This window comes from Burkholderia sp. BCC1977 (assembly GCF_905339595.1).
GTDB lineage: Bacteria > Pseudomonadota > Gammaproteobacteria > Burkholderiales > Burkholderiaceae > Burkholderia.
In genome coordinates this window covers 1-23,557 of the sequence record NZ_CAJPGQ010000033.1, presented here as the reverse complement: position 1 = coordinate 23,557, position 23,557 = coordinate 1, and the positions used below count along the sequence as shown (strand labels likewise).

Annotated in this window: 27 protein-coding genes; 7 read left to right on the top strand and 20 right to left on the bottom strand. The window is 68.5% G+C overall.

Annotated elements, in window-relative coordinates; translation table 11 throughout:
- Positions 1–30 precede the first annotated feature (30 nt).
- Positions 31–918: a DMT family transporter gene (locus U5771_RS24385; RefSeq protein ID WP_322026322.1), complete on the top strand. Its 888-nt coding sequence runs from the start codon at positions 31–33 to the stop codon at positions 916–918.
- Positions 919–983: 65 nt separating this feature from the next.
- Here the strand turns inward: U5771_RS24385 and U5771_RS24380 are convergent, their stop codons facing one another.
- The 8 genes from U5771_RS24380 to U5771_RS24345 form a co-directional block, all read right to left on the bottom strand.
- Positions 984–1,601, bottom strand: coding sequence for a hypothetical protein (locus tag U5771_RS24380; protein ID WP_322026321.1), 618 nt, complete (start codon positions 1,599–1,601; stop codon positions 984–986).
- Between the two features lie 70 nt (positions 1,602–1,671).
- Positions 1,672–2,289 carry a hypothetical protein gene (locus U5771_RS24375; RefSeq protein ID WP_322026320.1) on the bottom strand — a complete coding sequence of 206 codons (618 nt, stop codon included), beginning with the start codon at positions 2,287–2,289 and terminating at the stop codon, positions 1,672–1,674.
- Positions 2,290–2,402: 113 nt separating this feature from the next.
- Positions 2,403–3,023 (bottom strand): hypothetical protein, encoded by a 621-nt coding sequence (locus U5771_RS24370; RefSeq protein ID WP_322026319.1) that lies wholly within the window; start codon positions 3,021–3,023, stop codon positions 2,403–2,405.
- The gene (locus U5771_RS24365; RefSeq protein ID WP_322026318.1) at positions 3,020–3,562 is read right to left on the bottom strand and encodes a hypothetical protein; all 543 of its coding nucleotides are present in this window, start codon (positions 3,560–3,562) and stop codon (positions 3,020–3,022) included. Before U5771_RS24365 ends, U5771_RS24370 begins: the two co-directional genes overlap by 4 nt.
- Before the next feature lie 55 nt (positions 3,563–3,617).
- Complete coding sequence (locus tag U5771_RS24360; RefSeq protein ID WP_322026317.1) at positions 3,618–4,733, bottom strand: poly(3-hydroxybutyrate) depolymerase; 1,116 nt, start codon at positions 4,731–4,733, stop codon at positions 3,618–3,620.
- Between the two features lie 174 nt (positions 4,734–4,907).
- A complete protein-coding gene (locus U5771_RS24355) occupies positions 4,908–5,354 on the bottom strand; it encodes a lysozyme (protein ID WP_322026316.1) in 447 nt (148 codons plus the stop codon).
- Entirely contained in the window at positions 5,338–6,219 is an 882-nt protein-coding gene (locus U5771_RS24350) for a DUF2589 domain-containing protein (RefSeq protein WP_322026315.1), read from the bottom strand. The genes U5771_RS24355 and U5771_RS24350 overlap by 17 nt, the downstream gene beginning before the upstream one ends.
- A gap of 15 nt (positions 6,220–6,234) precedes the next feature.
- Complete coding sequence (locus U5771_RS24345) at positions 6,235–6,927, bottom strand: DUF2589 domain-containing protein (RefSeq protein WP_322026314.1); 693 nt, start codon at positions 6,925–6,927, stop codon at positions 6,235–6,237.
- A gap of 283 nt (positions 6,928–7,210) precedes the next feature.
- Between U5771_RS24345 and U5771_RS24340 the strand changes: the two genes are divergently transcribed.
- Positions 7,211–7,894, top strand: a complete 684-nt coding sequence (locus tag U5771_RS24340; RefSeq protein WP_322026313.1) for a response regulator transcription factor — start codon at positions 7,211–7,213, stop codon at positions 7,892–7,894.
- A 224-nt stretch (positions 7,895–8,118) separates the two neighbouring features.
- Here the strand turns inward: U5771_RS24340 and U5771_RS24335 are convergent, their stop codons facing one another.
- From U5771_RS24335 to lysA, 6 genes are all read right to left on the bottom strand, one after another.
- A complete protein-coding gene (locus U5771_RS24335) occupies positions 8,119–8,463 on the bottom strand; it encodes a DUF3088 domain-containing protein (RefSeq protein ID WP_322026312.1) in 345 nt (114 codons plus the stop codon).
- 68 nt (positions 8,464–8,531) lie between these two features.
- Entirely contained in the window at positions 8,532–9,719 is a 1,188-nt protein-coding gene (gene metC / locus U5771_RS24330) for a cystathionine beta-lyase (RefSeq protein ID WP_322026311.1), read from the bottom strand.
- Between the two features lie 49 nt (positions 9,720–9,768).
- A complete protein-coding gene (locus tag U5771_RS24325) occupies positions 9,769–10,494 on the bottom strand; it encodes an amino acid ABC transporter ATP-binding protein (RefSeq protein ID WP_322026310.1) in 726 nt (241 codons plus the stop codon).
- A 43-nt stretch (positions 10,495–10,537) separates the two neighbouring features.
- Positions 10,538–11,197 carry an amino acid ABC transporter permease gene (locus U5771_RS24320; RefSeq protein ID WP_322026309.1) on the bottom strand — a complete coding sequence of 220 codons (660 nt, stop codon included), beginning with the start codon at positions 11,195–11,197 and terminating at the stop codon, positions 10,538–10,540.
- Between the two features lie 95 nt (positions 11,198–11,292).
- Positions 11,293–12,093 (bottom strand): transporter substrate-binding domain-containing protein, encoded by an 801-nt coding sequence (locus tag U5771_RS24315; RefSeq protein ID WP_322026308.1) that lies wholly within the window; start codon positions 12,091–12,093, stop codon positions 11,293–11,295.
- 579 nt (positions 12,094–12,672) lie between these two features.
- Positions 12,673–13,911 carry a diaminopimelate decarboxylase gene (gene lysA, locus U5771_RS24310; RefSeq protein ID WP_322026307.1) on the bottom strand — a complete coding sequence of 413 codons (1,239 nt, stop codon included), beginning with the start codon at positions 13,909–13,911 and terminating at the stop codon, positions 12,673–12,675.
- 117 nt (positions 13,912–14,028) lie between these two features.
- On the opposite strand from lysA, the gene U5771_RS24305 reads away from it, so the two are divergent.
- On the top strand, positions 14,029–14,943 hold the full coding sequence (locus U5771_RS24305; RefSeq protein WP_322026306.1) for a LysR family transcriptional regulator: 915 nt from the start codon (positions 14,029–14,031) through the stop codon (positions 14,941–14,943).
- A 75-nt stretch (positions 14,944–15,018) separates the two neighbouring features.
- Positions 15,019–15,618, top strand: coding sequence for a GNAT family protein (locus tag U5771_RS24300; protein ID WP_322026305.1), 600 nt, complete (start codon positions 15,019–15,021; stop codon positions 15,616–15,618).
- A gap of 102 nt (positions 15,619–15,720) precedes the next feature.
- Here the strand turns inward: U5771_RS24300 and U5771_RS24295 are convergent, their stop codons facing one another.
- From U5771_RS24295 to U5771_RS24285, 3 genes are all read right to left on the bottom strand, one after another.
- Positions 15,721–16,293, bottom strand: coding sequence for a DUF4142 domain-containing protein (locus tag U5771_RS24295; protein ID WP_322026304.1), 573 nt, complete (start codon positions 16,291–16,293; stop codon positions 15,721–15,723).
- A 428-nt stretch (positions 16,294–16,721) separates the two neighbouring features.
- Positions 16,722–17,345 (bottom strand): HAD hydrolase-like protein, encoded by a 624-nt coding sequence (locus tag U5771_RS24290; RefSeq protein WP_322026303.1) that lies wholly within the window; start codon positions 17,343–17,345, stop codon positions 16,722–16,724.
- Positions 17,346–17,362: 17 nt separating this feature from the next.
- A complete protein-coding gene (locus U5771_RS24285; RefSeq protein ID WP_322026302.1) occupies positions 17,363–18,169 on the bottom strand; it encodes a substrate-binding domain-containing protein in 807 nt (268 codons plus the stop codon).
- Positions 18,170–18,495: 326 nt separating this feature from the next.
- Between U5771_RS24285 and U5771_RS24280 the strand changes: the two genes are divergently transcribed.
- Together U5771_RS24280 and U5771_RS24275 are read left to right on the top strand one after the other, a co-directional pair.
- A complete protein-coding gene (locus tag U5771_RS24280; RefSeq protein ID WP_322026301.1) occupies positions 18,496–18,939 on the top strand; it encodes a GNAT family N-acetyltransferase in 444 nt (147 codons plus the stop codon).
- 55 nt (positions 18,940–18,994) lie between these two features.
- The gene (locus U5771_RS24275; RefSeq protein WP_006751720.1) at positions 18,995–19,213 is read left to right on the top strand and encodes a DUF1653 domain-containing protein; all 219 of its coding nucleotides are present in this window, start codon (positions 18,995–18,997) and stop codon (positions 19,211–19,213) included.
- Positions 19,214–19,254: 41 nt separating this feature from the next.
- Here the strand turns inward: U5771_RS24275 and atpC are convergent, their stop codons facing one another.
- Together atpC and atpG are read right to left on the bottom strand one after the other, a co-directional pair.
- Complete coding sequence (atpC, locus tag U5771_RS24270; protein WP_322026300.1) at positions 19,255–19,716, bottom strand: ATP synthase F1 subunit epsilon; 462 nt, start codon at positions 19,714–19,716, stop codon at positions 19,255–19,257.
- A gap of 11 nt (positions 19,717–19,727) precedes the next feature.
- Entirely contained in the window at positions 19,728–20,597 is an 870-nt protein-coding gene (gene atpG / locus U5771_RS24265) for an ATP synthase F1 subunit gamma (protein WP_322026299.1), read from the bottom strand.
- Between the two features lie 378 nt (positions 20,598–20,975).
- On the opposite strand from atpG, the gene U5771_RS24260 reads away from it, so the two are divergent.
- The gene (locus tag U5771_RS24260; protein WP_415859427.1) at positions 20,976–22,121 is read left to right on the top strand and encodes an alpha/beta fold hydrolase; all 1,146 of its coding nucleotides are present in this window, start codon (positions 20,976–20,978) and stop codon (positions 22,119–22,121) included.
- Positions 22,122–22,226: 105 nt separating this feature from the next.
- Here the strand turns inward: U5771_RS24260 and U5771_RS24255 are convergent, their stop codons facing one another.
- On the bottom strand, positions 22,227–23,438 hold the full coding sequence (locus U5771_RS24255; protein WP_322026298.1) for a winged helix-turn-helix domain-containing protein: 1,212 nt from the start codon (positions 23,436–23,438) through the stop codon (positions 22,227–22,229).
- Positions 23,439–23,557 lie beyond the last annotated feature (119 nt).

The following is a 23,557-nucleotide window of genomic DNA, read 5'->3' as shown; positions in this document are numbered from 1 at the left end:
TCATCCACCTTTTTCCGACCAGGATTTCCCGTGCAAAAGACGACCGACGGATGGCTCAGCGGCCTGCTGGGCGTGATCATCTTCAGTGGCTCGCTGCCCGCGACGCGCGTCGCGGTGCAGGGGCTCGACCCGCTGTTCCTCACGTTCGCGCGCGCGACGATCGCCGGCGTGCTCGGCCTGATCCTGCTCGTCGCGCTGAAGCAGAAGCGCCCGACGCGTGCCGAGACCGCGTCGCTCGTCGTCGTCGCGCTCGGGGTCGTGGTCGGTTTTCCGTTGCTGACCGCGCTCGCGCTCAAGCACGTGACGTCCGCGCACGCGATCGTGTTCGTCGGGCTGCTGCCGCTCGCGACCGCGCTGTTCGGCGTCTGGCGCGGCGGCGAGCGGCCGCGGCTGCCGTTCTGGGTCTTCTCGCTGGTCGGCAGCGGCGCGGTGGCCGCGTTCGCGCTGCGCAACGGCGGTCAAGCGTCGGTGGTGGGCGATGCGTTGATGCTGGCCGCGATCGTCGCGTGCGGGCTCGGCTATGCGGAAGGCGCACGCCTGTCGCGCCAGCTCGGCGGCTGGCAGGTGATCTCGTGGGCGCTCGTGCTGTCGCTGCCGGTGATGCTGCCGCTCACGTGGTTCACGTGGCCCGCGACGTTCGACGGCGTCGACGCCGCCGCGCTGTGGGGGCTCGCGTATGTGTCGCTGTTCAGCATGCTGATCGGCTTCGTGTTCTGGTATCGCGGCCTCGCGCTCGGCGGGATCGCGGGCGTCGGCCAGTTGCAGCTGCTGCAGCCGTTCTTCGGCTTCCTGCTCGCGGCCGGGCTGCTGCACGAGACGGTGCCGCCGTCGATGCTCGTCGTGACGGTCGTGGTGGTCGGCTGCGTGGCCGGTGCGAAGTATTTCTCGAAGATGGCGCCGGTGCGGCGCGCGGGCTGATTCACGCGCGGAGCGGTCGCGCGACGACGTGACGGGCCGCCCGTTCGCCGTCGCGCGTGCGCCGTTTACCCCATCACCACGTTCGCGAGCCGGAACTGGTACGCGGTTGCGGTGGTGCCGCCGCCGCCGCCCGTCATCACGATGTCGGCGCTCTTGATGCCCAGCAGCGACAGTTCGGTGTTGATGTCGGACAGCACGGCCGAATTCATCACCGCGCCCTGTTCGATCTGCGACGCGGTGCCGATCCACAGCGTCGGCTTGAACTCGAACACGGCCTTCTGGCCCGGCACGATGCCCGTCTTGTGCGCGAGCAGACGGTTGTCCTTGAAGACCGACGCGGTGATCGCCCCCTGGCTCAGGTCGTTGCGCAGCTGGATCTCCCGCGACGTCGGGGCAGGCCCGGCCAGCGCGAGCACGTTGCCCGACGTCGAGCGCGACACGTTGAAGACCTGTCCGTTGTCCGCGCGCTTCTGCGGCATGTAGTTGCCGTCGGCATCGCTCGCGGAGACGGTCGTCAGCATCGGGAACACGAACGGATGGTTGTCGCCGCGCCCGCAGTTGGTGATGACCTTCCACGCGATCGCGAGCTCGTCGAAGTCCGTCGACACGTTCTTCTGGAAGAGCACGATCTGGCTGTTGTTGACGTCGTTCGACAGGTTGACGAAGTTGAGATTGATGTCCATGAGTCACCTTGATTCGATTCGGATCACTGAATGAACGGGCGCCGGCCGTGCGTCGCCGGCGCGCGGACCGTTACGCCATCACCACGTTTTCCAGCCGGAACGTGAACGGCATCGAGCGCGGGCCGGGGCCGCCGCCGGTCATCACGATGTCGGCGCTCGCGATGCCGAGCAGCGACAGCTCCGTGTTGATGTCGGAGATCACCGCGGAATTCATCAGCGCGCCCTGTTCGATCTGCGACGCGACGCCGATCCAGATCGTCGGCTTGAACTGGAACACGGCCTTCTGGCCCGGCGCGACGGACGTCTTGCGTGCGAGCGCGCTGCCGTCCTTGTAGATCGTCGCGTTGATCGCGCCGGCCGGCAGGTCGTTGCGCACCTGCACCTCTGAGCTCGCGCCCGGGTCGCCGCCGAGCTGCAGCACGTCGCCCGAGCTGGAGCGCACGACCTGGAACACCTGGCCGTTCGTCGCGACCTGCTGCGGCATGTAGTTGCCCCAGCTGTCGCTCGCGCTCACGCTCATCGTCATCGGGAACTTGAACGGATGGTTGTCGCCCTGGCCGCAATTGCGGATCACCTTCCACGCGATCGCGAGTTCGTCGAAGTCGGTCGCCACGTTCTTCTGGAAGATCACGACGCTCGAGTTGTTCGCGTCGTTCGAGCGGTTGATCAGGTTCAGTTGGATATCCACGTCGTTGCTCCTTGAGTTTGAAAAAAAACGGCAGTCGGTCTGCCGCACACCTTTCCCGCCGGCCCGGCCGCGAAGCCGTGCCGTCAAGCCGGTTCAAGCCGTGTCGGGCGGCGCTACGCGCGCACGATCTGTTCGAGCGCGAACCCAAACGGCTGCGCGTCGGTGCCGGTGCCGCCGCCCGTCATCACGATGTCGGCCGCGGCGACGCCCGCCAGCGGCAGCAGCGTGTTCGCGCTCGACATCACCGCCGCGTGCAGCGCGCGGCTTTCCTGCACCTGCGACGCCACGCCGATCCACAGCGTCGGCGTGAAGCGGAACACGGCCTTCTGCCCGGGGGCGACCGCTTCCTTCACCGCGATCAGCCGGCCGGCGCTGAACGCGTTGACGTTCACCGCGCCGCGCCGCATCCGGTTGACGACCTCGATGTCGCCGCCCGGCGCGTCGGCCGGATCGGGCACGAGCCGGCCGCGTCCGGTCGGCTGCGCGTCCACCACCAGGCGCACGCCGGCGGGCGCCGTGACGCGCGGCGAGAAGTTGCCGTGTTCGTCGCCGAGCGCGACGTCGATGTCGGTCGAGTAGTCGAACGGATGGAAGCAGTCGCGTCCGCAATGGCGGATCACCTTCCACGCGATCGCGAATGCGTCGAGATCGGGGATCACGTCGCGCTGGAACAGCACGACTTCGCTGTTGCCGCGGTCGTTCGAGCGATTGATGAAGCGCAGCCTGATGTTCATGACGCTTGCTCCTGATCGGGCGCGGCGCGATCGTCGCGCAACGTGCGGTCGGCCCACTGCGCAAGCGCGGGTGCGACACCGTTCGCGAGCGACGCGACGTGCAGCGCATGCGCGCGCGCCTGGGCCTGCAGGTCGGCGGCGAAGCGGCCGAGCGCCATCGCGGCATCGGCCGGGCCGCGCGTGCGGCCGAGATCGTCGAGATATTGCGCGGCCGCGTCGGCCATCGCGCCCGCATGCTGCAGATGGCTCTGCGTGAAGCGCGTCGCGAGATCCGCGTTCAGCGCCGCCAGCTCCTTGACCGCGGCGGCCGAACTGCCGGGCGCGAACCGTTCGAGCTGGCCGCGCCACCACGCGTCGGTCGCGGCCTGGCAGGCATCGGTGTAACGGTGGCCGGCGAGCAGCGCGGTGTGCGCGAACGCGCGCCATGCGGGGCTGCCGGGCGTGCCGCCGGTGCCGGTCGTCTGCGCGGCGACCTTGCCGAACAGCTGCAGCGCGTCGGCGTGCGCGCGTTCCCATTGGGCGATGAACGTGGAGAACATGGCGATTCCTCGTGATGAAGGGGCGATGACGGCGTGACGGCGGCCGGTACGCGGATTACTGACGCGCGGCGCCGAGGCGCTGAACCATCCGCATCACGGCGGCCATCTGCGGCGCGTCGCGGCGGTAGAAGCCGGGGTGGAGCGGATCGGTGCTCGTATAGCCCCAGAAATCCCAGCAGCCGAGCGGATTGACGGCCGATTTCTCGACCTGCGGATAGAGCACGATCAGCCGGTTCGTATCGGCGATCTCGTTGTAGCCGACGCCGCGAATCATTTTCTCGCCGACGGCCGCGACGTTCTGCACGCAGCCATGAAACACCACGTGCACCGCGCAGGTCACGCGCTCGCAATCGGCCGGCACGTAGGCGTAGCCCGTCTCGCCGAGCGACGCGCGGCGCTGCGGATCGAACGCGCGCTGGTCGAACTTCAGCAGCTTGCCGCCGGCCTGCGCGGCCGGCGGATTGAGCGGCTGCCCGGGTGTGCCGTAGATCCAGCGCACGATGTCGTGCGCCTGCTGGAAGCCGCAGTTGTCGATATACGGGCTCGCGTTCGCACTGCACGCGTTGTCCTCGGGGCGGTTCGTGATGAACGCATGCCCGGCGTCCGGCGATTCGCGGTACTGGAGGTTCGCGGCCGGGACCTGGGCGAGCGTGTAGAAGCGCGCGGTCTGGTCGACGACGCGCGTCGACACCACCGTATCCTTCGCGCCGCTGAACACGTAGATGCGCTGACCGCGCAGCGCGGCCGGATCGTCGATCTCGCCGCGCTGCGCGAACACGCGCGCGGCGCGCCATGCGTCGGTCGCGGATGGCGCGGGGCCGATCGGCTGCATGCACAGCGTGGTCGCGGCCACCGCCGGCGGGATCAGCGCGTTGACGCCCGCGCAATAGAACGGGCCGCCCGCGACGATGCCCGCGCCGATCAGCCGGCTCGAGAACGCGACGTCGAACTGCGCGGCCATGAAGCCGCCGGACGACAGCCCCGACACCGACGTGCGCTGCAGGTCGGCTGCGTAGGCGGGCAACGGGTCGGCGGCGGCGGCGACGGCCTGCGGTGCGACCGTCGCCAAGGCGGCGACGGCGACGCAAGCGGCGCCCAGCGCGCGGTGCAACCTGCGCGAGACGGTGAAGCGAGGCGGCGTCGAACGGCCGGGCGTGCGAGTGACGTTCATGAGGGTCTCCTGTCGTGACGAGTGACGAGTGGCGAATGACGAATGGTTGAAACGGAACCGATGCGGCAGGACTTCAGCGACGGTTTCAGCTTACGGGTAGCCGACGACACGCGATATGGCGCGAACGGCATGCGCGGCGACCCGTGACGTTCGACCGGTGCGGCGTCACGTCGCTCATGACAGAAACAGCGCGCGCTCGGCCTGGCGGCGCTTCGTGAGCCCCGCGAGCGGCTTGCCGCCGGCCTTGTTCCAGACGAGGAACTGGTCGGCCGCACGCGCGCTCGCGCCGGCGTTCAGGTAGCGCAGCAGCGTGGACGCGCGCAGCCGTCCCGCGCCGAGATTGAAGACGAACGACATCAGCGCATCGAACTGCTGCTGCGTGACCGGCACGCGCAGCAGCTTGCGCAGGTTCAGCTCGGCGCCGCGCAGGTCGCGCCGCAGCAGCGCCTCCGCTTCGGCCGGCGTGAGCGGGCGCGTGAAGCGCTCGTTCGGCAGGATCAGGTGCCCGTAGCCGATCGTCGGCTTGCCGACCGCGTCGAGATAGCGCGCGAGCCGCAGCCCCTCGAACTGCTTGATCAGCGCGATGCCTTGCTCACCGGTGTGTTCAGGCTGGTTCGCCATCGTCGTTCTCCTTGCTGCCCGGCCGTGCGCGCGGCACCAGGCGATGCGTGTACTCGTCGATCACGCGCATGATCGCTTCGGGCGGCGGCAGCGCCGCGAACTGCATTTCGATGTCGATATGCTCGGTGTCGCGCTGCCGCCCGTTGCCCTGCGCGTCCTTCTTGCCGGAGCGCGGCGCGAACGTCACGTAGAAGCGGCCGCGCTGGTCGTCGTCGCCCGCGACGCCGCCGGCCGGCAGCGCCTCGGTGAAGTCGCCGCGCACGGTCAGGTGCACGATCATCCGGTCGAGCGCGAGCCCGCGCGGTGTGGCGAGCGCGACGAGCGGCACCGGCATCGTGTGCTCCGCGTCGAGCGCGACCGTGACCTCGCGCGGCGCGAGCAGGCCGTCGTCGCGCAGGTCGAAGAACTGGTCGAGCACGGCCGTGTACTGGTGCGCGAGCAACTGGTTCGCGGCAGCGGCGGCGTGCTGCATCCCGCGCGCGATCTCGTCGAGCGCGATGCCGCGCGGCGGCGGGCGCGCGTCGTCGGCCGGTGTGCCGGGCGGAGCGGTGGGCGGCGCCGGCGGAGCGGGGGGAGCGGGCGGCAAGCCGCCGGTGGGCGCGCCGGGCGCGGCGGCCGCTGCGTCGTTCGTGCCCGGCCCGGCACCGGCCGGCGAGCCGGCGGGATCGGGCGGCACATGACGCACCGGATCGGCGGTCACCGCCGCCGGCGCAGCGGCGCCCGCGACCGCGCCGGCATGGCCCGCGGCCGGCGGCGGGACCGGCCCGTCCGGTTCGTGCCGGGCGTTGCCGCCACCCGGACGCGTATCCCCGTCGTCGTGCCCGCCGCCGCCCGTGCGGCGCGACCGTCTGAAGAGCCTGAACATGGCCGGTCCGCGCGCTTACGCGTGCGCCGGCTGCTGGGCATCCGCACCCGCACCGGCAGGGGCGGCCGCGCTACCGCCCGACCCGGACGCGTCGCCGACCAGCTTGCCGTCGGTCGGTGTCGCCGGCAGCGGCTTCACGGCCTTCGCGTTGCCTTCGGTGACGACCGGCTTGGTCGCGGCTTCGGTCAGGAAGTCGATCACGCGCATCAGCGCTTCGGGCGGCGACTGGCGCTTCACCTGCGTATGGATCGAGTATTTCGCGCGCGTGTCGGTGCTGCGCGTCTGCTCCGCCTTGTGCGACACGCGCCCGGACACGCTGACGCTGATCGGCCCCCAGCCGAACTTCGCCTGGAATTCGCCGCCGGCCTCGGTGGACGACGACGACTTCTCCGACTGCGTGATCTCCATCTCGAAGTCGATCGTGCCTTCCTCGATCGCGATGATCGGGTGCACGATCGCCGCGAGCAGCGGGATGCGCATCGTCTTCTGCACGACGCCTTTCGTCACGCCGCTTTCGTCCACCAGCGTCTCGTCGTAGTCGAACTGGACGGCCACGGCCTTGCCGCCCTGGATGCAGACCTGCATCAGGAAATCCGCGTAGCTCTTCGCGGCCTGCGTCTGCGCGCTGATCATCGCCTTAAGCGGGCCGGCGATCATTTGGTCCATGGGTAAAGCGTTAATCACTGAGCCGATGAAATTCGCGTCCATGAATAAACTCCTCTTCGCGTTGAAGACAACGGAAATTCGCTGTCGTTATTCACGTTACGAAATTGAAGACGTTTACCAAATATGACGTCCGTCACGTCCGGCGGCCCGGGCCGGCCCGCGACGGGCATCGGCACGCGCGGCGGGGCCCGGGGTGGACGAATTAGGCCATTCGGCACGGAGCGACGGGCCTAGTGCGCGGTGCGTAAAACAGCGGTAAAAAAAACGCCGGGTAGGGAAGCAAAAAAACCTAAACCGAGCATCCCGATTTCGAGGAAACCGCGCAATGAACGTTCTGATGATCGATAGCCCGCCGTTGTTCGTCGCGGGTGTGGCGGACGTACTGTGTAAACGCGATGTCAACTGGCATGTGTGGTCGGCTCGCCGTCCCGAGGACGTCTTGCGCTTGCGCGATGCGTTGCTGCCCGAGACGGTCGAGGCCATCACGATCGAATGCGACGAGCACGCCGCACGGCCGAGCTGGCCGAACGTGCTGCACGAGGCGTTCGGCGGTGCACCGTGGCTGTGCGTGGTGGCCGCCGTGTGCCGCCGCACGATTGCCGATGCGCTGCTGGCGGGGGCGGCCGGCATCATCGACCGGCACGCGAGCGCCGACGAGTTCGCGGATGCGCTCGGCCGGGTCGCGGCCGGTGCGATCTACGTGCCGCCGAACGACGGCGGCGCGACGCAGGCGCGCCCGGGCGGCGTGCCGGCCGGCGACGATCGCGCGTTCGAGCGCCTCACGCCGCGTCAGCGCGACGTGCTGCGGCTGCTGGCCGAAGGCAAGTCGAACAAGCAGATCTGCCGCGTGCTGAACGTCGCGGAAGGCACGATCAAGAACCACCTGTATGCGCTGTTTCGCCAGATCGGCGTGAGCAACCGGACCGAGGCCGCCTTGTGGCTCGCGCGCCACGTGCCGGCCGAACCGGCGGCATTCGCGTTCGCGCCCGCCTGCAGTTCGCCCGGCTGACGCCGGCCGCGGCCGGCCCCGGTGTGTGCCAGCATCCGGTGTCGTGTTGCGTTGGCGTCCATACGGCCGGGGCGGGGTGCCCGGGCCGGTCATCGGTAGCGGTGAATCCGCGTGGCCGAGTGCATGGCACGCGCGTGACGACGTGCGTGCCGGCAGCGCCGAACGGGACGCGCCTGCCGCGCGCCCCGTTCGGCGGCGCCCGTCGACATCGGGCGCCGGCGTGCTTACGCGACGTGCGCGACGCCGTATTGCGAGGACAGGTAGCGCCGGATATCGGCCGGCGAATCGATGAAGCGGCGGCCGTTGTGTTCGCGAATCCCGACCGCGTCATCCTTGGGCGCCTGTCCGTCGCCGAGCACGAGCACCGGTGCCGACTGGTTGTCCTCGCCGATCAGCGCGACGATCGGCCGGCGCGGCCGCGGCGCGTCGACGTACTCGACCGCGACGGCGTCGCGCAACTGCGGATAGAAGCTCAGCAACCCTTCGACGGCAACCGAATCGCCGCAGTAGAACGGACCTTCGGAGTCCTTGAAAAAGCCCGGGCGGAGAATGAACAGCGTGTCTTTCATGATGGCCTCGCTATCAGTGGTGGTCGAACGTTGAAGAAAAAGGGGGGATGCGTGTGAGGTTCCCGATGTCAGGCTTCCGCGAGCGCGGCCGCGGCGGCACGCAGTCTCGCGAAGCCGGCGTCGAGGTCGGCGATCATGTCGTCCGGATGCTCGAGCCCCGCGTGGATGCGCAGCAGCGGGCCGGCCGCCTGCCATTGGGTCGCGGTGCGGTGACGCGACGGATTCGACGGGATGATCAGGCTTTCGAAGCCGCCCCAGCTGTAGCCCATGCCGAAGCACGTCATGCCGTCGAGCAGCGCGCGCACCGCCTCGTCGGGCTGCGGATGGAGCACCAGCCCGAACAGACCGCACGCGCCCGTGAAGTCGCGCTGCCACAGCGCATGGCCGGCATCGCCCGGCCGGGCCGGATACAGGATCCGAGCGACTTCCGGCTGCCGCGCGAGCCATTCGGTCAGCACGTGCGCGTTGCGCTGGTGGCGTTCGAGGCGCACCGACAGCGTGCGCAGGCCGCGCAGCGCGAGATACGCATCGTCGCCGCTGACGGTCATCCCGAGCTGCCGGTAGCAGCGCGTGACTTTCCGCGCGAGCGCCTCGGTCGTCAGGATCACGCCCATCAGCACGTCGGAGTGTCCGGCGATGTATTTGGTCGCCGCGTGAAGCGACACGTCGACGCCGTGCGAGAACGAGCGGAAGTTCAGCGGCGTGCCCCACGTGTTGTCGAGCAGCACGACCGCATCGTGCTGGTGCGCGACGCGGCAGATCGCGGGGATATCCTGCACCTCGAAGGTCAGCGAGCCCGGCGATTCGGTAAAGACCGCGCGCGTGTTCGGCCGCATCAGCGACGCGATGCCGGCGCCGATCGACGGATCGTAGTAGGTCGTCTCGATGCCGAGGCGGGCGAGCGTCTCGTCGCAGAACGCGCGGGTCGGGTCGTACACCGAGTCGGCCATCAGCAGATGGTCGCCGGGATTCAGCACCGCGAGCAGCGCGGTCGTGATCGCGCTGAGCCCGCTCGGCGTCAGCAGCGCGGCGTGCGCGCCTTCGAGGCGCGCGAGCGCCTTTTCGAGCGCCCGCGTGGTCGGGCTGCCGTGGCGTCCGTATGCGAGCGGCGTGCCGCGCACCGCGTCGAGCGCGTCGGTGCCGTGAAAGAGCAGTGTCGACTGGCGATACACGGGCGGGTTCACCGGCGAGCCGGGCTGGCCGTGCGCGCGGCCTTCGTGAGCGAGCAGGGTGTCGGTCGAGTGCGGTTGGTTCAAGATGTCGTCCTTTGAAAGTCGGTCAAATCGCGGCGAGGCCGTCGCGCGGTCAGTGCAGGATCTTGTCGAGGAAGTCGCGCGCGCGTTCGGAGCGCGGCGCGGCGAAGAACGCATCGCTCGCCGCGTCCTCGACCACCGCGCCCTGGTCCATGAAGATCACCCGATGCGCGACCTTCCTCGCGAAGCCCATCTCGTGCGTGACGCACACCATCGTCATGCCGTCGCGCGCGAGTTCGACCATCACGTCGAGCACTTCGTTGATCATCTCCGGGTCGAGCGCGGAGGTCGGCTCGTCGAACAGCATCGCGACCGGGTTCATCGAGAGCGCGCGCGCGATCGCGACCCGCTGCTGCTGGCCGCCCGACAGCTGGCCCGGAAACTTGTGCGCATGCGCCTTCAGGCCGACGCGATCGAGCAGCTTCATCGCCTTCTCGATCGCTTCGTCCTTGCGGCGGCCGAGTACCTTGACCTGCGCGAGCGTCAGGTTGTCGGTGATCGACAGGTGCGGAAACAGCTCGAAATGCTGGAACACCATGCCGACCCGCGCGCGCAGTTGCGCGAGTTTCGCGGCGGGATCGCCGAGCCGCATGCCGTCGACGACGATGCTGCCCTTCTGGAACGGCTCGAGACCGTTGATCGTCTTGATCAGCGTCGACTTGCCGGAGCCCGACGGCCCGCAGACGACGACCACTTCGCCTTTCGATACCGCCGCGCTGCATGCGGAAAGGACCTGATGCTTGCCATACCACTTCGAGACGTTGTCGAGCGTAATCATGGTTGTCCGTGGTTGAGGTTCGGGTTGACTGACGTGCGTGGGTTCAATGCGTGGACGGCAGCGACAGGCGTGTCTCGACGCGGCCCTGCAGGCGCGTGAGCAGCGTGCTCAGCACCCAGTAGATCGCGGCGGCCGCGAGGTAGAGCGGCAGCGGCTGGAACGTCGCGGCGATCACTTCCTGCGTCGAGCGCAGCAGCTCGGTGACGGTGATCACGGACACCAGCGACGTGTCCTTGATCAGGCTGATCAGCGTGTTGCCGAGGCTCGGCACCGCGAGGCGCAGTGCCTGCGGGCAGACGATGTAGCGCAGCGTCTGCACGTGCGTGAGGCCGAGGCTGTGCGCGGCCGCCCATTGCCCGCGGCCGATGCCGAGGATCGCGCCGCGCATGCTTTCCGACAGGTACGCGCCGGCGTTGAGCGTCAGCGTGAAGATGCCGGCCGTCGTCGGGTCGAGCGTGATGCCGAGATCGGGCAGCCCGTAGTAGACGACGAACATCTGCACGAGCAGCGGCGTGCCGCGCATCAGGCTGACGTAGCCCTGCGCGAGACCGGACGCGAACCGGTTGCTGCCGATCCGCATGATCGCGACGACGAGCCCGACGACGAGGCCGAGCGCCATCGACGCCACCGCGAACTTCAGCGTGAACAGCGCGCCCTTCACCATCACGGGCAGGGTTTGAATGACCAGATCGAGTGCTTCCATCGCGTGTCTCCTGATTGTGTGTCGTGTGCCGCTTGTGTGTCGGCCAGGTGGCGGCCGGCCCGCGCGTTCGAGCGCGCGGGCGCGTGACGGCTGCGTTATTGCGCGACCGGCTTCGTCGTGTCCGAGCCGAACCACTGCATCGAGATCTTCTTCAGCGTGCCGTCCTGCTGCAGCGACGCGACCGCGTCGTCGATCGCCTTCGCGAACTTCGGATTGCCCTTGCGGAACGGGATGCCCATCCGGTCCTCGCCGCCGGCGAGCACGGCGCCCGGGCGCAGCGGCAGGCGCGAGTTCTTGATCAGGTAGCTCAGCATCAGGCGGTCGTTGACCGCCGCGTCGATACGGCCGGCCGCGAGGTCGCGCAGGTTCTCCGGCGTGCCCGGATAGACCTGCAGGTCGACCGCGGGCACCGTCTTCACGAGGTCGACGTAGTTGCTGCCCATCGTCACGCCGACCTTCTTGCCCTTCAGCTCGTCGAGCGACTTGAACGCACGCGTGTCGTTCTGGCGTTGCAGCAGCTGCGCGGACGAATACACATACGGCGTGCTGAAGTCGAGTGCCTGCTGGCGCGACGGCGTGATGGCGACCTGGTTGACGATCACGTCGAACTTGCCGGCCTGCAGCCCGGCGAGAATCCCGCTCCATTCGGTCGTGACGAACTGCGGCTTCACGCCGAGCCGCGCGGCGACCGCCTTCGCGACGTCGACGTCGAACCCTTCGAGCTGCCCGTCCGCATTGCGATAGTCGAACGGCGGGTAGGTGCCTTCGAGCGCGATCTTCAGCACGCCGGCCTGCTTGACGGTGTCGAGCAGGTCCGCCGCGTGCGATGCCGTGGCCGCCACGCAGAGGAGGGCGGCGACGAGGCCTTGCTTGAGCGTCGGGGTGAAGTGCTTCATGGTTGTCTCCGGAGGTGGTCGAAACGTTGTTGTCGAAAATTCAGGGTGCGCGCGGCCGCGGCGACGGGCGGCGTCGCCGTGGGCGGGAAGCGGGCCGCAGCGGTATGCGGCGCGGGAAAAAGGTGCGGCGAGAGACGGCGGAGAGGCGCGCGCCGTGTGCCGCGATGCGTTACGGCATGCGTTCGCGCACGGTGGCGTAGCGGTGCGCGGCGAAGAGTTCAAGCATCGTGTTCATGAGTGCCCGTGCGGCTTGCGAGTGGGGTAGACCGGCTGCATCGTCGATGCGTATCCGGTGACGCAAATGCTGAACGACTGAGGGCAATCTTAGTTTTGTCAAAAAGGAAAGTGCTTCCAAAATTGCACGGACTTTCCACGTGGCGTGGAATGTTTTTCTCCGTGGATGGAGCGCGATGCATGCGATCTACTGCGGTTGCACGGGGTGCGCAGCATCAGGTGCTACGGCGTGGTCGATCGGTTGCTCCCGGGACGGCCGCCGAAAAGCAAAACGGCCAGGCATGCCGATCGCGGCAAGCCTGGCCGTTGGCGTCCGGTTCGTCGAACGCCGTGCGAATGCGCGTGTTACTCGAACGTTTCGAGCGCGAGCAGTTCGTCGATCGTCTGCCGGCGGCGGATCAGCCGCGGCGTGCCGCGATCGACGAGCACTTCCGGCGCGAGCGGCCGGCTGTTGTAGTTCGAGGACATCGACGCACCGTACGCGCCCGCATCGTGCAGGAACAGCAGGTCGCCGATCTGCGGCTGCGCGAGCTTGCGGTGCGTGACCACGCCGCCCGCGTCCTGCGTGAACACGTCGCCGGATTCGCACAGCGGCCCCGCGATCGCGATGTCGACGAGCGGCCGGCCGGCCGGCAGCGCGCCATCCTGCGCGTGCACGGACATCGCGTGGTAGCTGCCGTACATCGACGGACGCATCAGGTCGTTGAAGCCCGCGTCGATCAGCACGAAGTCGTGCTGCGGGCGGCGGTTCACGGCCTGCACTTCGGTGACGAGCGTGCCGGCCTCGGCGACGAGGAAGCGGCCCGGCTCGATCTCGATGCGCACCGCGTGGCCGAGATGCCGTTCGATCCGCTTGCGCGCGGCATCCCACTGGCTGAAGTAGTGACCGACGTCGACGCGCGGCTCGCCGTCGCGATACGGAATCGACAGCCCGCCGCCGGCGGAGATCGCTTCGATGTCGTGGCCGAGCGACGTGACGAGGTCGACCATCGCGTCGCACACCTGCGACAGGTGGCCGTAGTCGACGCCCGAGCCGATATGCATGTGGATGCCGACCAGCTTCAGCCCGTACTGGCGCACGATCTCGATCGCGCGCGGCACGTCGTCGATCCAGATCCCGTGCTTGCTCTGCGGGCCGCCGGTGTTGGTCTTGTTGCTGTGGCCGTGGCCGAAGCCGGGATTCACGCGCAGCCACACGCGGTGGCCGGGCGCATGCTCGCCGACGCGCGCGAGCATGTCGAGCGAGCCGGCGTTCACGGTCACGCCGTGCTTCAGCACGGCCGCGAGCGTCGGACGGTCGATCAGGTCGGCCGTGAACACGACGCCTTCCGGCTCGCCCGCCGGGCTGAACCCCGCCGCGAGGCTGCGCTCGATCTCGCCGAGCGATACGGCGTCGACGCATGCGCCTTCGTCGCGCATCAGCTTCAGGATATGCAGGTTCGAGTTCGCCTTCTGCGCATAGCGGATCACGTCGAACTGGCGCAGTTGGGCGATGCGGTCGCGGATGACGTCGGCGTCGTACACCCACAGCGGGGTGCCGTATTGCTGCGCGAGCGTCGCGAGCTGGCGGGAATCGAGGGACATGGCGGAGGAATCGAATGAGCGGATCGAATGAACGGATAGCGTGAATGATGCGCCTGAACGGCTATACAGTAAAATGCCTGTTTATCGACATTCGATTCATTATTGATATAGAAGGCCATGCTCACACACCGGCACATCGAGGTCTTCCGCGCGCTGATGGTCACCGGCAGCACCACGCGCGCGGCCGAGATGCTCTATACGTCGCAGCCCACGATCAGCCGCGAGCTCGCGCGGATGGAGCAGGTGGTCGGCTTCGCGCTGTTCGAGCGCTCGCATGGCCGGCTGCGGCCGACGATGGCCGCGCTCACGCTGTTCGACGACGTGCGGCTCGCGTATGTGGGGCTCGAGCGCGTCGCGGCGACGGCCGCGCGGCTGCGCGAGTTTCGCGACGGCCAGTTGTCGGTGATCGCGCTGCCGGCGTTTTCGCACGCGATCCTGCCCGGCGCCTGCCGGCGCTTCCATGCGGCGCATGCAGGCGTCAGCGTGTCCGTCGCGACGCAGGAGTCGCCGGTGCTCGAGGAGTGGCTGACCGCGCAGCGCTACGATCTCGGGCTGACCGAACACGACGTCGCGCCGGCCGGCACCGTGCTCGCGCCGCTGCTCGAAGTCGACGAGGTGTGCGTGCTGCCGGACGGCCATCCGCTGCTCGCGCAGCGCGCGATCGATCTCGCGGATCTCGCCGATCGTCCGTTCGTGAGCCTGTCGCTGAACGACCCGTACCGGATCCTGATCGACGAGGCGTTCGCGCAGCTCGGCGTCGCGCCGCGTTCGGTGGTGGAGACACCGTCGGCCGTGTCGGTGTGCGCGTTCGTGCGGCAGGGCCTCGGCGCCGCGATCGTCAATCCGCTGACCGCGCTCGATTTCGTCGGGCGCGACCTGCACGTGCGGCCGCTCACGCGCTCGTTTCCGTATCGCGTCAGCGTGATCGTGCCCGAGCACCGGCCGAAGAGCCTGCTCGTCGACGCTTTCGCCGAGGCGCTGCGCGGCGAAGCGCAGGCGATTCGCGAACGGCTTGCCGCGCTGCCCGGCTGACGACGGTCGTATGATGGGTGTTGCGCCGCGCGCGGCGTCAGCCGCCTCGTCCCTTTCACGGAAACGGAACCCGTCATGACCGACGCTTCATCTTCCCTCGAACAACCGACCCTCACCGGCGAGCGCGTGGTACTGCGGCCGCTCGACGCATCCGACCGGCAGGCGCTGCTCGATGCCGCCGCGGACGGTGAGCTGTGGAATCTGAAGGTCACGGTCGTGCCGGGTGAAGACACGATCGACGCCTATCTCGACACCGCGCTGCAAGGCCGCGCGGCCGGCACCGTGATGCCGTTCGTGATCGTCGATCGCGCGTCGGGCCGCGCGATCGGCAGCACGCGTTTCTGGAAGATCGACCGCAAGCATCGCAAGCTCGAGATCGGCCATACGTGGCTGAGCGCATCGGCGCAGCGCACGCGCGCGAATACCGAAGCGAAATGGCTGCTGCTCGCGTACGCGTTCGACACGCTGCACTGCGTGCGCGTGCAGTTCACGACCGACGAGCTGAACGAGCAGTCACGCGCGGCGATTCTGCGGCTCGGCGCGAAGCAGGAAGGGATCGTGCGTCACGAGCGGATCATGCCCGACGGCCGCAAGCGCAATTCGGTGCGCTTCAGCATCATCGACGACGAATGGCCGGACGTGAGCGAGCGGTTGCGGGCGAAGCTCGCGCTCTGACGCGAAGCGGGTGCCGCAGGCGTCGCGCCGCCGGAGAGGGGGGCGGCGACGCGACGAGGGGGGAAGCGGCGTGCCGCGCGCGATGCGCGGCGGGGTAGCGCGTTACTGCGCCGATGCGAGGTGATGACGCTGCGCAAGCTTCTGCGCGGACGCGTAGTGCGCCTGCAGGATCGGCAGCGCCTGGCGCGCGACTTCCTTCAGCTTCGTGTCGCGGCCCGACGCGATTTCGGCCTGGAATGCCGAGATCGCCTTTTGCTGGCCGGCGAGCGCGACCTGCTCGATGTACGCCTTGTCGAATTCCGCGCCGCGCAGGTTCTTGATGCTGTCCAGCACGGCGGTGTCGGGATCGTTGGCCGGAACGTCGACGCCGCGCGGGCTGGCCGCGCGCATCGCCTGGATGATCTTTTCATCGTCGGTCGACACGCGTTGCGCGAACGCCTTCACCTGGCTGTCCGACGTGCGCGAATCGGCGATGCGTGCGGCGTCGTGCTGGGTCGACACGGTTTTCGTGCCGTCCGTGATGAACGTCTGGTCGGCTTCGTGGATACGCGTTTGCGTGGCGGCGGCCGGTGCGGACGGCGCCGGTTGCGCGGTTTGCGCGGTCGCCGTCACGGCGACGAGAAGCAGGCCGGCGGCAGACAATGCAAGGCGCGAGAGTTGGGGAAAGCGGTTCATGGGACCTCCTTTCGATCGGGGCTCTGATTAACGGACGGATCGCGTGATCCGCAGCTGTGCGAGAGACCGGGCGCGCCCGGGCCGGGCTCGATCGTCGCTCTGCCGCGGCGGCGTTCGAAGTGTTTCCCGGCCCGACTGATTCTAGGAGAGCGCTCAGGTAGCAGGTGCAACCGCGCTGTGGTTTGTGTAACGGTTGGTAAGACGAATCGATGGGCATGCGCGCGGACCGGTAGTGCGTACCTGTCGGGCACATCGTGGCGGCAATTTTTGCGTGCGCGACGCGCCTGCGATGGCCGCGATGGCCGCGATAGCCGCGATAGCCGCGATAGCCGCGCGCGTCATCGGCGTTTCATCGTCGTGCGGGCGGGGGCTTCGGGTGATGGCGCGACGCGACGCGTGGAATCGCACGCGCGATGCGCGCGGCACGCTTACACGCGGTCGAGCAATGCGTCGAGATGCGGCAGCAACGGCGTCGCGCAATGCGCCTGCAACGCATCGGGGGCCGTGTAACCCCATGCGACGCCCTGGAAGGCGATCCGCGCACGGCGTGCCGCTTCGGCATCGCGGATTTCATCGCCGACGTACAGCACGTCGTCGGGCGGCATGCCCGCTTCGCGCACGAGCGCGCGCAGCCGGCGTGCCTTGCCGAACAGCGGAATGCCGCACGCGAACGTATCGACGCGGCGGCTCGCGTGCGGGCCGAGCCGGTCGCGCACGATGTCCTCGGTGTTCGACGTCGCGATCGCGATGCGGATGCTGCGCGCGGCAAGTGCGTCGAAGGTCGCGTCGACGCCGGGGAACAGCTTCACGTGCGCGATGTGCGGCCGCATCAGCCGGCGCATGTCGAGCGTCACGCGCGGCACTTTCCACATCGGCACCTCGAGCGCGCGGATGATCTCGCGTGCCGACATCCCGCGCAGCGCGGGGCGCAGTTCGGGCGTCGCGTCGCGAAAGCCGTGCAGGCGAGACGCCTCCGTGAGCGCCGCGAGAAAGCAGTCGAGCGAATCGGCGAGGGTGCCGTCGAAGTCGAACGCGATGAGTCGATAGGGCATGAAGCGAGGCGGCAGGTTCATCGAGACGGCGACGATATCACCGAATCGAGCCCGGTTGCCTGCACGACCGGTTGCGCCTGCGGCGACGCGAGATAGTCGAGCAACTGCTTCGCGTCGTCCGGATGCGCGGCATCGACCGGAATGCCGCCCGCGAAGCGCGTGACGGACTGCACCGATTCGGGCACCTTGCCCGCGTAGGTGACGCCGGGAATCGGCAGCAGCTCGCTGACCTGCTGGAAGCCGAGTTCGTAGTCGCCGTTCGCGACGACCGACGCGACCGGAATGCGCGGCACCATCGACGCCTTCGGCTTCACCTGATCCTCGACGCCGAGCTTCCGGAACATTTCCTTTTCGATGTAGACGCCGCTCGCGCTGTCCGAATACGCGATCGATTTCGCGTGCAGCAGCACGGCCTTCAGCTTGTCGACGGTGCCGATGTCGGGCGTCGGCGCACCGGCGCGCACGACCATGCCGATCCGTGAATCGGCGAGCTCGACGCGCGACGCGGGGATCACCTTGCCTGCCTTGATCAGTTGGTCGAGCGCGTAGCCGACCATGATCAGCACGTCGGCCTGCTCGCCGCGCGCGAGGCGGTTCGGAATCGCTTCCTTCGAGGCGCCCATCGACGGGCCGGAGATCGTGTCGAGCGTGTCGCCGGACGACGCGGTGAAGCGCGGGCCGAGCTGTTTGTATGCGGCGGTGAAGCCGCCGGAGATCATCACGCGGAGTTCGGCGGCTGCGGCCGGCAGCGTCGCGCAGGCGAGCGCGGCGGCGGCCAGCAGGAACGCAGCGCGGTGCGCGGGCGTACGGTCGAGGGCAGGCATCGGGGTGTCTCCTTCCAGTCTGTCGTGGTCGGTATGCGTGGCCGCAATGGGGCTCGCACAGGCTACCTGATTCGACGACGTCCGGGCGTGGACATGCCGGCGTGCCCCGACCTGGAAATCGACCCCTCACACGCACGAGGTGACGCGGAGCGTGGCGGCCCGGCCGCTGCCGCTGAAGCGCTGCAAAGTCGATCGGGCGTTGCCGGCATGTCGTCGGCAAGGGGCGGGGGGCGGGATCGATGCGACCGTGCGTGGGCGTCGCTTGCCGCCCACCCGGCGCCGCGCTATCGTTGCTGCTCCGCCCCCGACCTGACCGGAGAGCCGACGTGCCCGCAGCCACACCCGCCACGCTGAGATTTTCCACCGACAAGCGCGAACTCGACATCGACGCGATCTTCGATTTCCTGCACCGCGATGCGTACTGGTCGCAGGGCATTCCGCGCGACGTCGTCGAGCGCGCGATCGACGGCTCGCTGTGTTTCGGCGCGTACGTCGGCGACCGGCTCGTCGGGTTCGCGCGGCTCGTGACCGACCACGCGACGTTCGCGTATCTGTGCGATGTATTCGTGTTGCCGGCCGAACGGGGCAACGGCTATGGCCGCGCGCTGATCGACCATGTATTCGCGCAGCCGATGGTGCAGAGCCTGCGCCGCATCATGCTCGTGACGACCGATGCGCACGCGCTGTACCGGCCGGTCGGCTTCGGGCCGTCCGCGAATCCCGAGCGGCTGATGGAGATTCGCCGCCCCGATATCTACGCGAAGCGCTGACGCGCGGCGAGCGCATACAATACGCGCTTTCGTTTTTGCCGAAGGGAAGCAGATCATGACCGAACAGGAAGCCGAACAGCTCGCCACGCATCGTCACTACAAGGGCGGGCTGTATCGCTATATCGGCGTCGCCCGTCATTCCGAAACCGAGGAATCGGTGGTCGTGTACGAGCATCTGTGGCCGCATGCGCGCGGCCTGTGGGTGCGGCCGGAAGCGATGTTCAACGAGAACCTGCCGGACGGCACGCCGCGTTTTCGCAAGCTGCGCGACTGAGCGCGCCCGCCGTACGACACGGCGGGCGTTGCCAGCCCGGCCTAGCCGGCGGCGCCCGGCGGGTCGTGCGGCGTTGACTGCCGGTGCATCGCCAGCGCGAAGAAGCGCCGGATTTCGTCCATCAACTCCGCACGCGCCGATGCGAAATCGAAGGCGCGCCGGTTTTCGTGCGCGAAGCGCCGGCGCCACTCGTCCGCCGCTTGCCGCGCTTCGCGGGCACGCAGGTCGTCGAGTTCGGGCGTGCGCAGCGCGTGATCGGCGATCAGCGTCACGCCGTCGCGGCTGACTTCCAGCAGGCCGCCCGCGACGAGCAGGCGGCGGTGCTCGCCGCCCGGTGCGGCAACGAGCGTCACGACGCCGGGCCGCAGCCGCGTGAGCAGCGGCGCATGATGCGGGTAGATGCCCAGCTCCCCGCTTTCCCCCGGCACGACGACGAAATGTGCGTCGCCCGAATACAGCACGTCTTCCACGCTGAGGATGTCGAGCTTCATCGACGTCGGCATGCGTTCCTCCTTCAGACCGCCGCCGCGCCGGCGACGATCTCGCACAGCTCGGTGGTGATCTGCGCCTGGCGCGTCTTCTGATACAGGTGCCGCAACTCGCGCAGCACGCGATCGGCGTTCTCCGTCGCGGTCTGCATGCTGAACATCCGTGCGCACTGCTCGCACGCGTAATTCTCGACGACGGCCTGGTAGAGCGTCGCCTCGACGTAGCGCAGCAGCAAGGTGTCCACGGCCGGCTTCGGCGCGGGCTCGTACAGATAGTCGGGCGTCGCGGTGTCACCGGACGGCGCGCCGGTGTCGAGGCCGGTGATCGGCAGCACCGCGTCGATGCGCGGCGAGTACGCGAGCGGGCTCGTCAATTGGTTGTACGCGATGTGCAGCTCGTCAAGTTCGCCGTTCACGAACGCGGTGAGCGGCACCAGCAGCGCGCCGAGCAGTTGCTCGAACTGCGGCGCGGCGGCGAGGCCGCTTGCGCGGGCGGTGATGGTCGCGCCGTGGCGCATCAGCGGTGCGATGCCGCGCGCACCGATCACGCTGAGTTCGCACGCGACGCCGGCCCGGTCCCAGCGTTCGAGCGCATCCACGCATTCGACCAGCAGCCGCGTGTTGAGCGGGCCGCACAGCCCGCGATCGGTGCTGACGACGATCAGGCCGACGCGGCGCACGGGCGTGCGTCTCGCCATCAGCGCGGAGATGTGGCCGGACCGGTCGCGCAGCACGCGCTCGGCCATCTCCCGGATGCGCGCCGCATAGGGCCGGAAATCGCGCGCCCGCCGCTGCGCACCCGCCATCTTGGTGCGGGCCATCATTTCCATCGCCTTCGTGATCTTGCGCGTGGACGAGGTACTGGTGATCTTCGAGCGGATTTCGCGGATGTGCATGTGAGGCGGAAGGCAGGTCGCCCGGTGTCGCCGGTGCGCTGTGGCGACGCGATGTCGGCCGCGAGGTCGGCGGGTCACGCGCCGCGGCCATCGAATTGTCATCGCGCGATTTCATGCTATCGGGATTTCACCTGAAACGATTGACGGCGATCAAGCGATCGTTTCCGGTTACGGACCAGAATGAATTCACCGATCGTCGCACCGGGTGTTCGATGGCCGATTGCCGTCGGCAGCGGACGATCGATGTAGACGCATCGAAGTGCGTATCCGTCACGGCAGCGCTGGTGACGTGCGATGCGTCGTCGGCACAGCGCGGACGATCGTCGCGCATCCCGGCGCACGGCTTTTCCCGTTCACGTTCTACTGGTAAGGAATTCGATGCATTCGAGCGATACCGATACAGTCACGCCGTCCACGCCTTCCGCGCCGCCCGCCAACGCCCCGGCGTTGCCGATTTTCTGGCCGATGGCCGCCGCCGCCGCGATGTTCCGGCTCGGCTCGGAATTCACCGCGCGCAACCTGCGCTTCGCCGCGGAAGAGGAGAAGCTGCATTGCGAGCCGCATCCGGCGCTGGCGTCGCCGAACCGCGCGCTGCTGGAGCTGCGGACGATGACGTTCCGCGATTATTCGGTCGCGCCGGCGCACGGGCTGCCGACGATCGTCGACGCACCCTACGCGGGGCACCGGGCGATGATCGCCGACTATCAGCCGGGGCAGAGCCTGATGCAGACGCTGCGCGAGCACGGCGTGACGAACGTGTACCTGACCGACTGGCGCTCGGCGACCGAGGACATGCGGGATCTCGAGATCGACCAGTACCTGGCCGAGCTGAATGTATGCGTCGACGAGCTCGGCGGGCGCGTGAATCTCGTCGGACTGTGCCAGGGCGGGTGGATGTCCGCGATGTATGCGGCGCGCTTTCCGCACAAGGTCGCGAGCCTCGTGCTCGCGGGCGCGCCGATCGACACGGATGCGGGCGACGGTCCGATCAAGCGGATGGCGCACGCGTATCCGACATCGTTCTACGAGGAACTGGTGACGATGGGCGGCGGCCTGATGCGCGGGCGTTTCATGCTGCGCGGCTGGAAGAACATGCATCCCGACCAGCACTATCTCGCCGAGCATGTCGACCTGTACGAACACCTCGACGACGCAGACTACCTGCGCAAGCGCGAAGCATTCGCGAACTGGTACGAAAGTCCGATCGATCTGCCGGGACGCTGGTATCTGCAGGCGATCGTGCAGATCTTCAAGGAGAACCGGCTCGCGAAGGGCACGTTCGTCGCGCTCGGGCGCACGCTCGACCTGAAGGCGATCACGTGTCCCGTTTATCTGCTTGCCGGCGCTGCCGACGACATCACGACGCAGGAGCAGGTGTTTGCCGCGCAGGACCTGGTGGGGACGCCCGCGTCGCAGGTGACGCGCCAGCTCGTGCCGGGCGGGCATATCGGGCTGTTCATGGGATCGCGCACGCTGAAGGACGCGTGGCCGGGCATTGCCCGCTGGATTGCCGCTAAACGGTAGCGGCTTTACGGGGGCTGCCGCGCGGTGCGCCGGTGTTTCGGCGCGGCGACAACGGTACCGACCCGAACGCATGCAACGGGCGCGCGGTCGTGCCGCGCCGGCGGATCAAGTACCGGCCAGCGCGTTCGCGAGCGCCGGCGGCGCGTGCGCGACCGTCACCGCCGGCGTGCCATGCCACGCCGCCAGCCGTTTCACGGCCTTCGCGACGTCGGCCGCGAGCCCCGTGCCGAACCGCACGCCCGGCTCGACATGCACCGCCTTCAATTCGAACGTGCCGAGCGCGCGATGCGCTTTCGCGTCGACGCGTGCGACCAGCCGGCCGCGATGCAGCACCGGCAGGCAGAAATAGCCGTAGCGCCGCTTGTGCGCGGGCGTATAGCACTCGATCGTGTAGTCGAACCCGAACAGCGTCGATGCACGGCGCCGGTCCCACACCACCGGATCGAACGGCGACAGCAGCGTCGTGACCGTCGAGCGCAGCGTGTCGGCCGCGGCGGCCGGCAGCAGTGCTTCGAGCGAGCGATGCACGTAGGCCGCCTCCTTCCAGTCGGCGATCTCCACCGGAATCAGCTCGCCCGCGTCCGCGAGTTGCTCGAGCTCCGCGCGATACGAACGGCGCGGCAGCCGGTAGTAATCGGCCACCCAGTCCGCGCGCACGATGCCGAGCGCGCGGCACGTGTAGTCGAGCAGCGCGGGCAGCACCGCGTCGCGCGGCGGCAGGTCGCGCGCATCGTCCCAGCCGGGCAGCACGCGCTCGCGCACGTCGTAGATCCGCTGAAAGTTGCGGCGCTCGGACACCATCAGCTCACCGGTCGTAAACAGCACCTCCAGGTGCATTTTCTCGGGCTTGCGGTCCCACCATCCATTGCCTTTCGCGCCGTCTTCGCGAATGAAATCGGCCGACCGCACGGGGCCTTCGTCGCGAATCCGCGCGAGCAGCCGCTCGATGTCGGCGCGGTTCCGCGCGTGCCAGTCGGCCGCATATTTCCAGCCCATCCCCGACGGATCGAGCATCTTGTATCGCATCAGCCCGAATTGCTCGACCGGCAGGAAGCACGCTTCGTGCGACCAGTATTCGAACAGGCGCGCCTCGGCGAGATGTTCGTCGAGCCACTGCGGAGAGAAGTCGCCGAGACGGCTGAACAGCACGAGGTACGGGCTGCGCGCGACGACGTGAATCGTATCGATCTGTAACTGCGCCATCCGGCGGATCGTGTCGAGCACGTCGGCCTTGGTGGCCTTGCGGCGGGGCGGGGTCAGCAGGCCCTGCGCGGCGAGATGCAGCGCGCGGGCGGCGGCGGGCGAGAGCGTAAGCATCGGATCGGCGGCTGAGGGTGGAGGTCGGGCACCACTTTAGCGCGAAAGCGGCGCACGTGTGCGACGCGCGCACGCGCAGGGCAATCGCATGAAGGGCCTTACCAGCCCAGGAGTTGAGT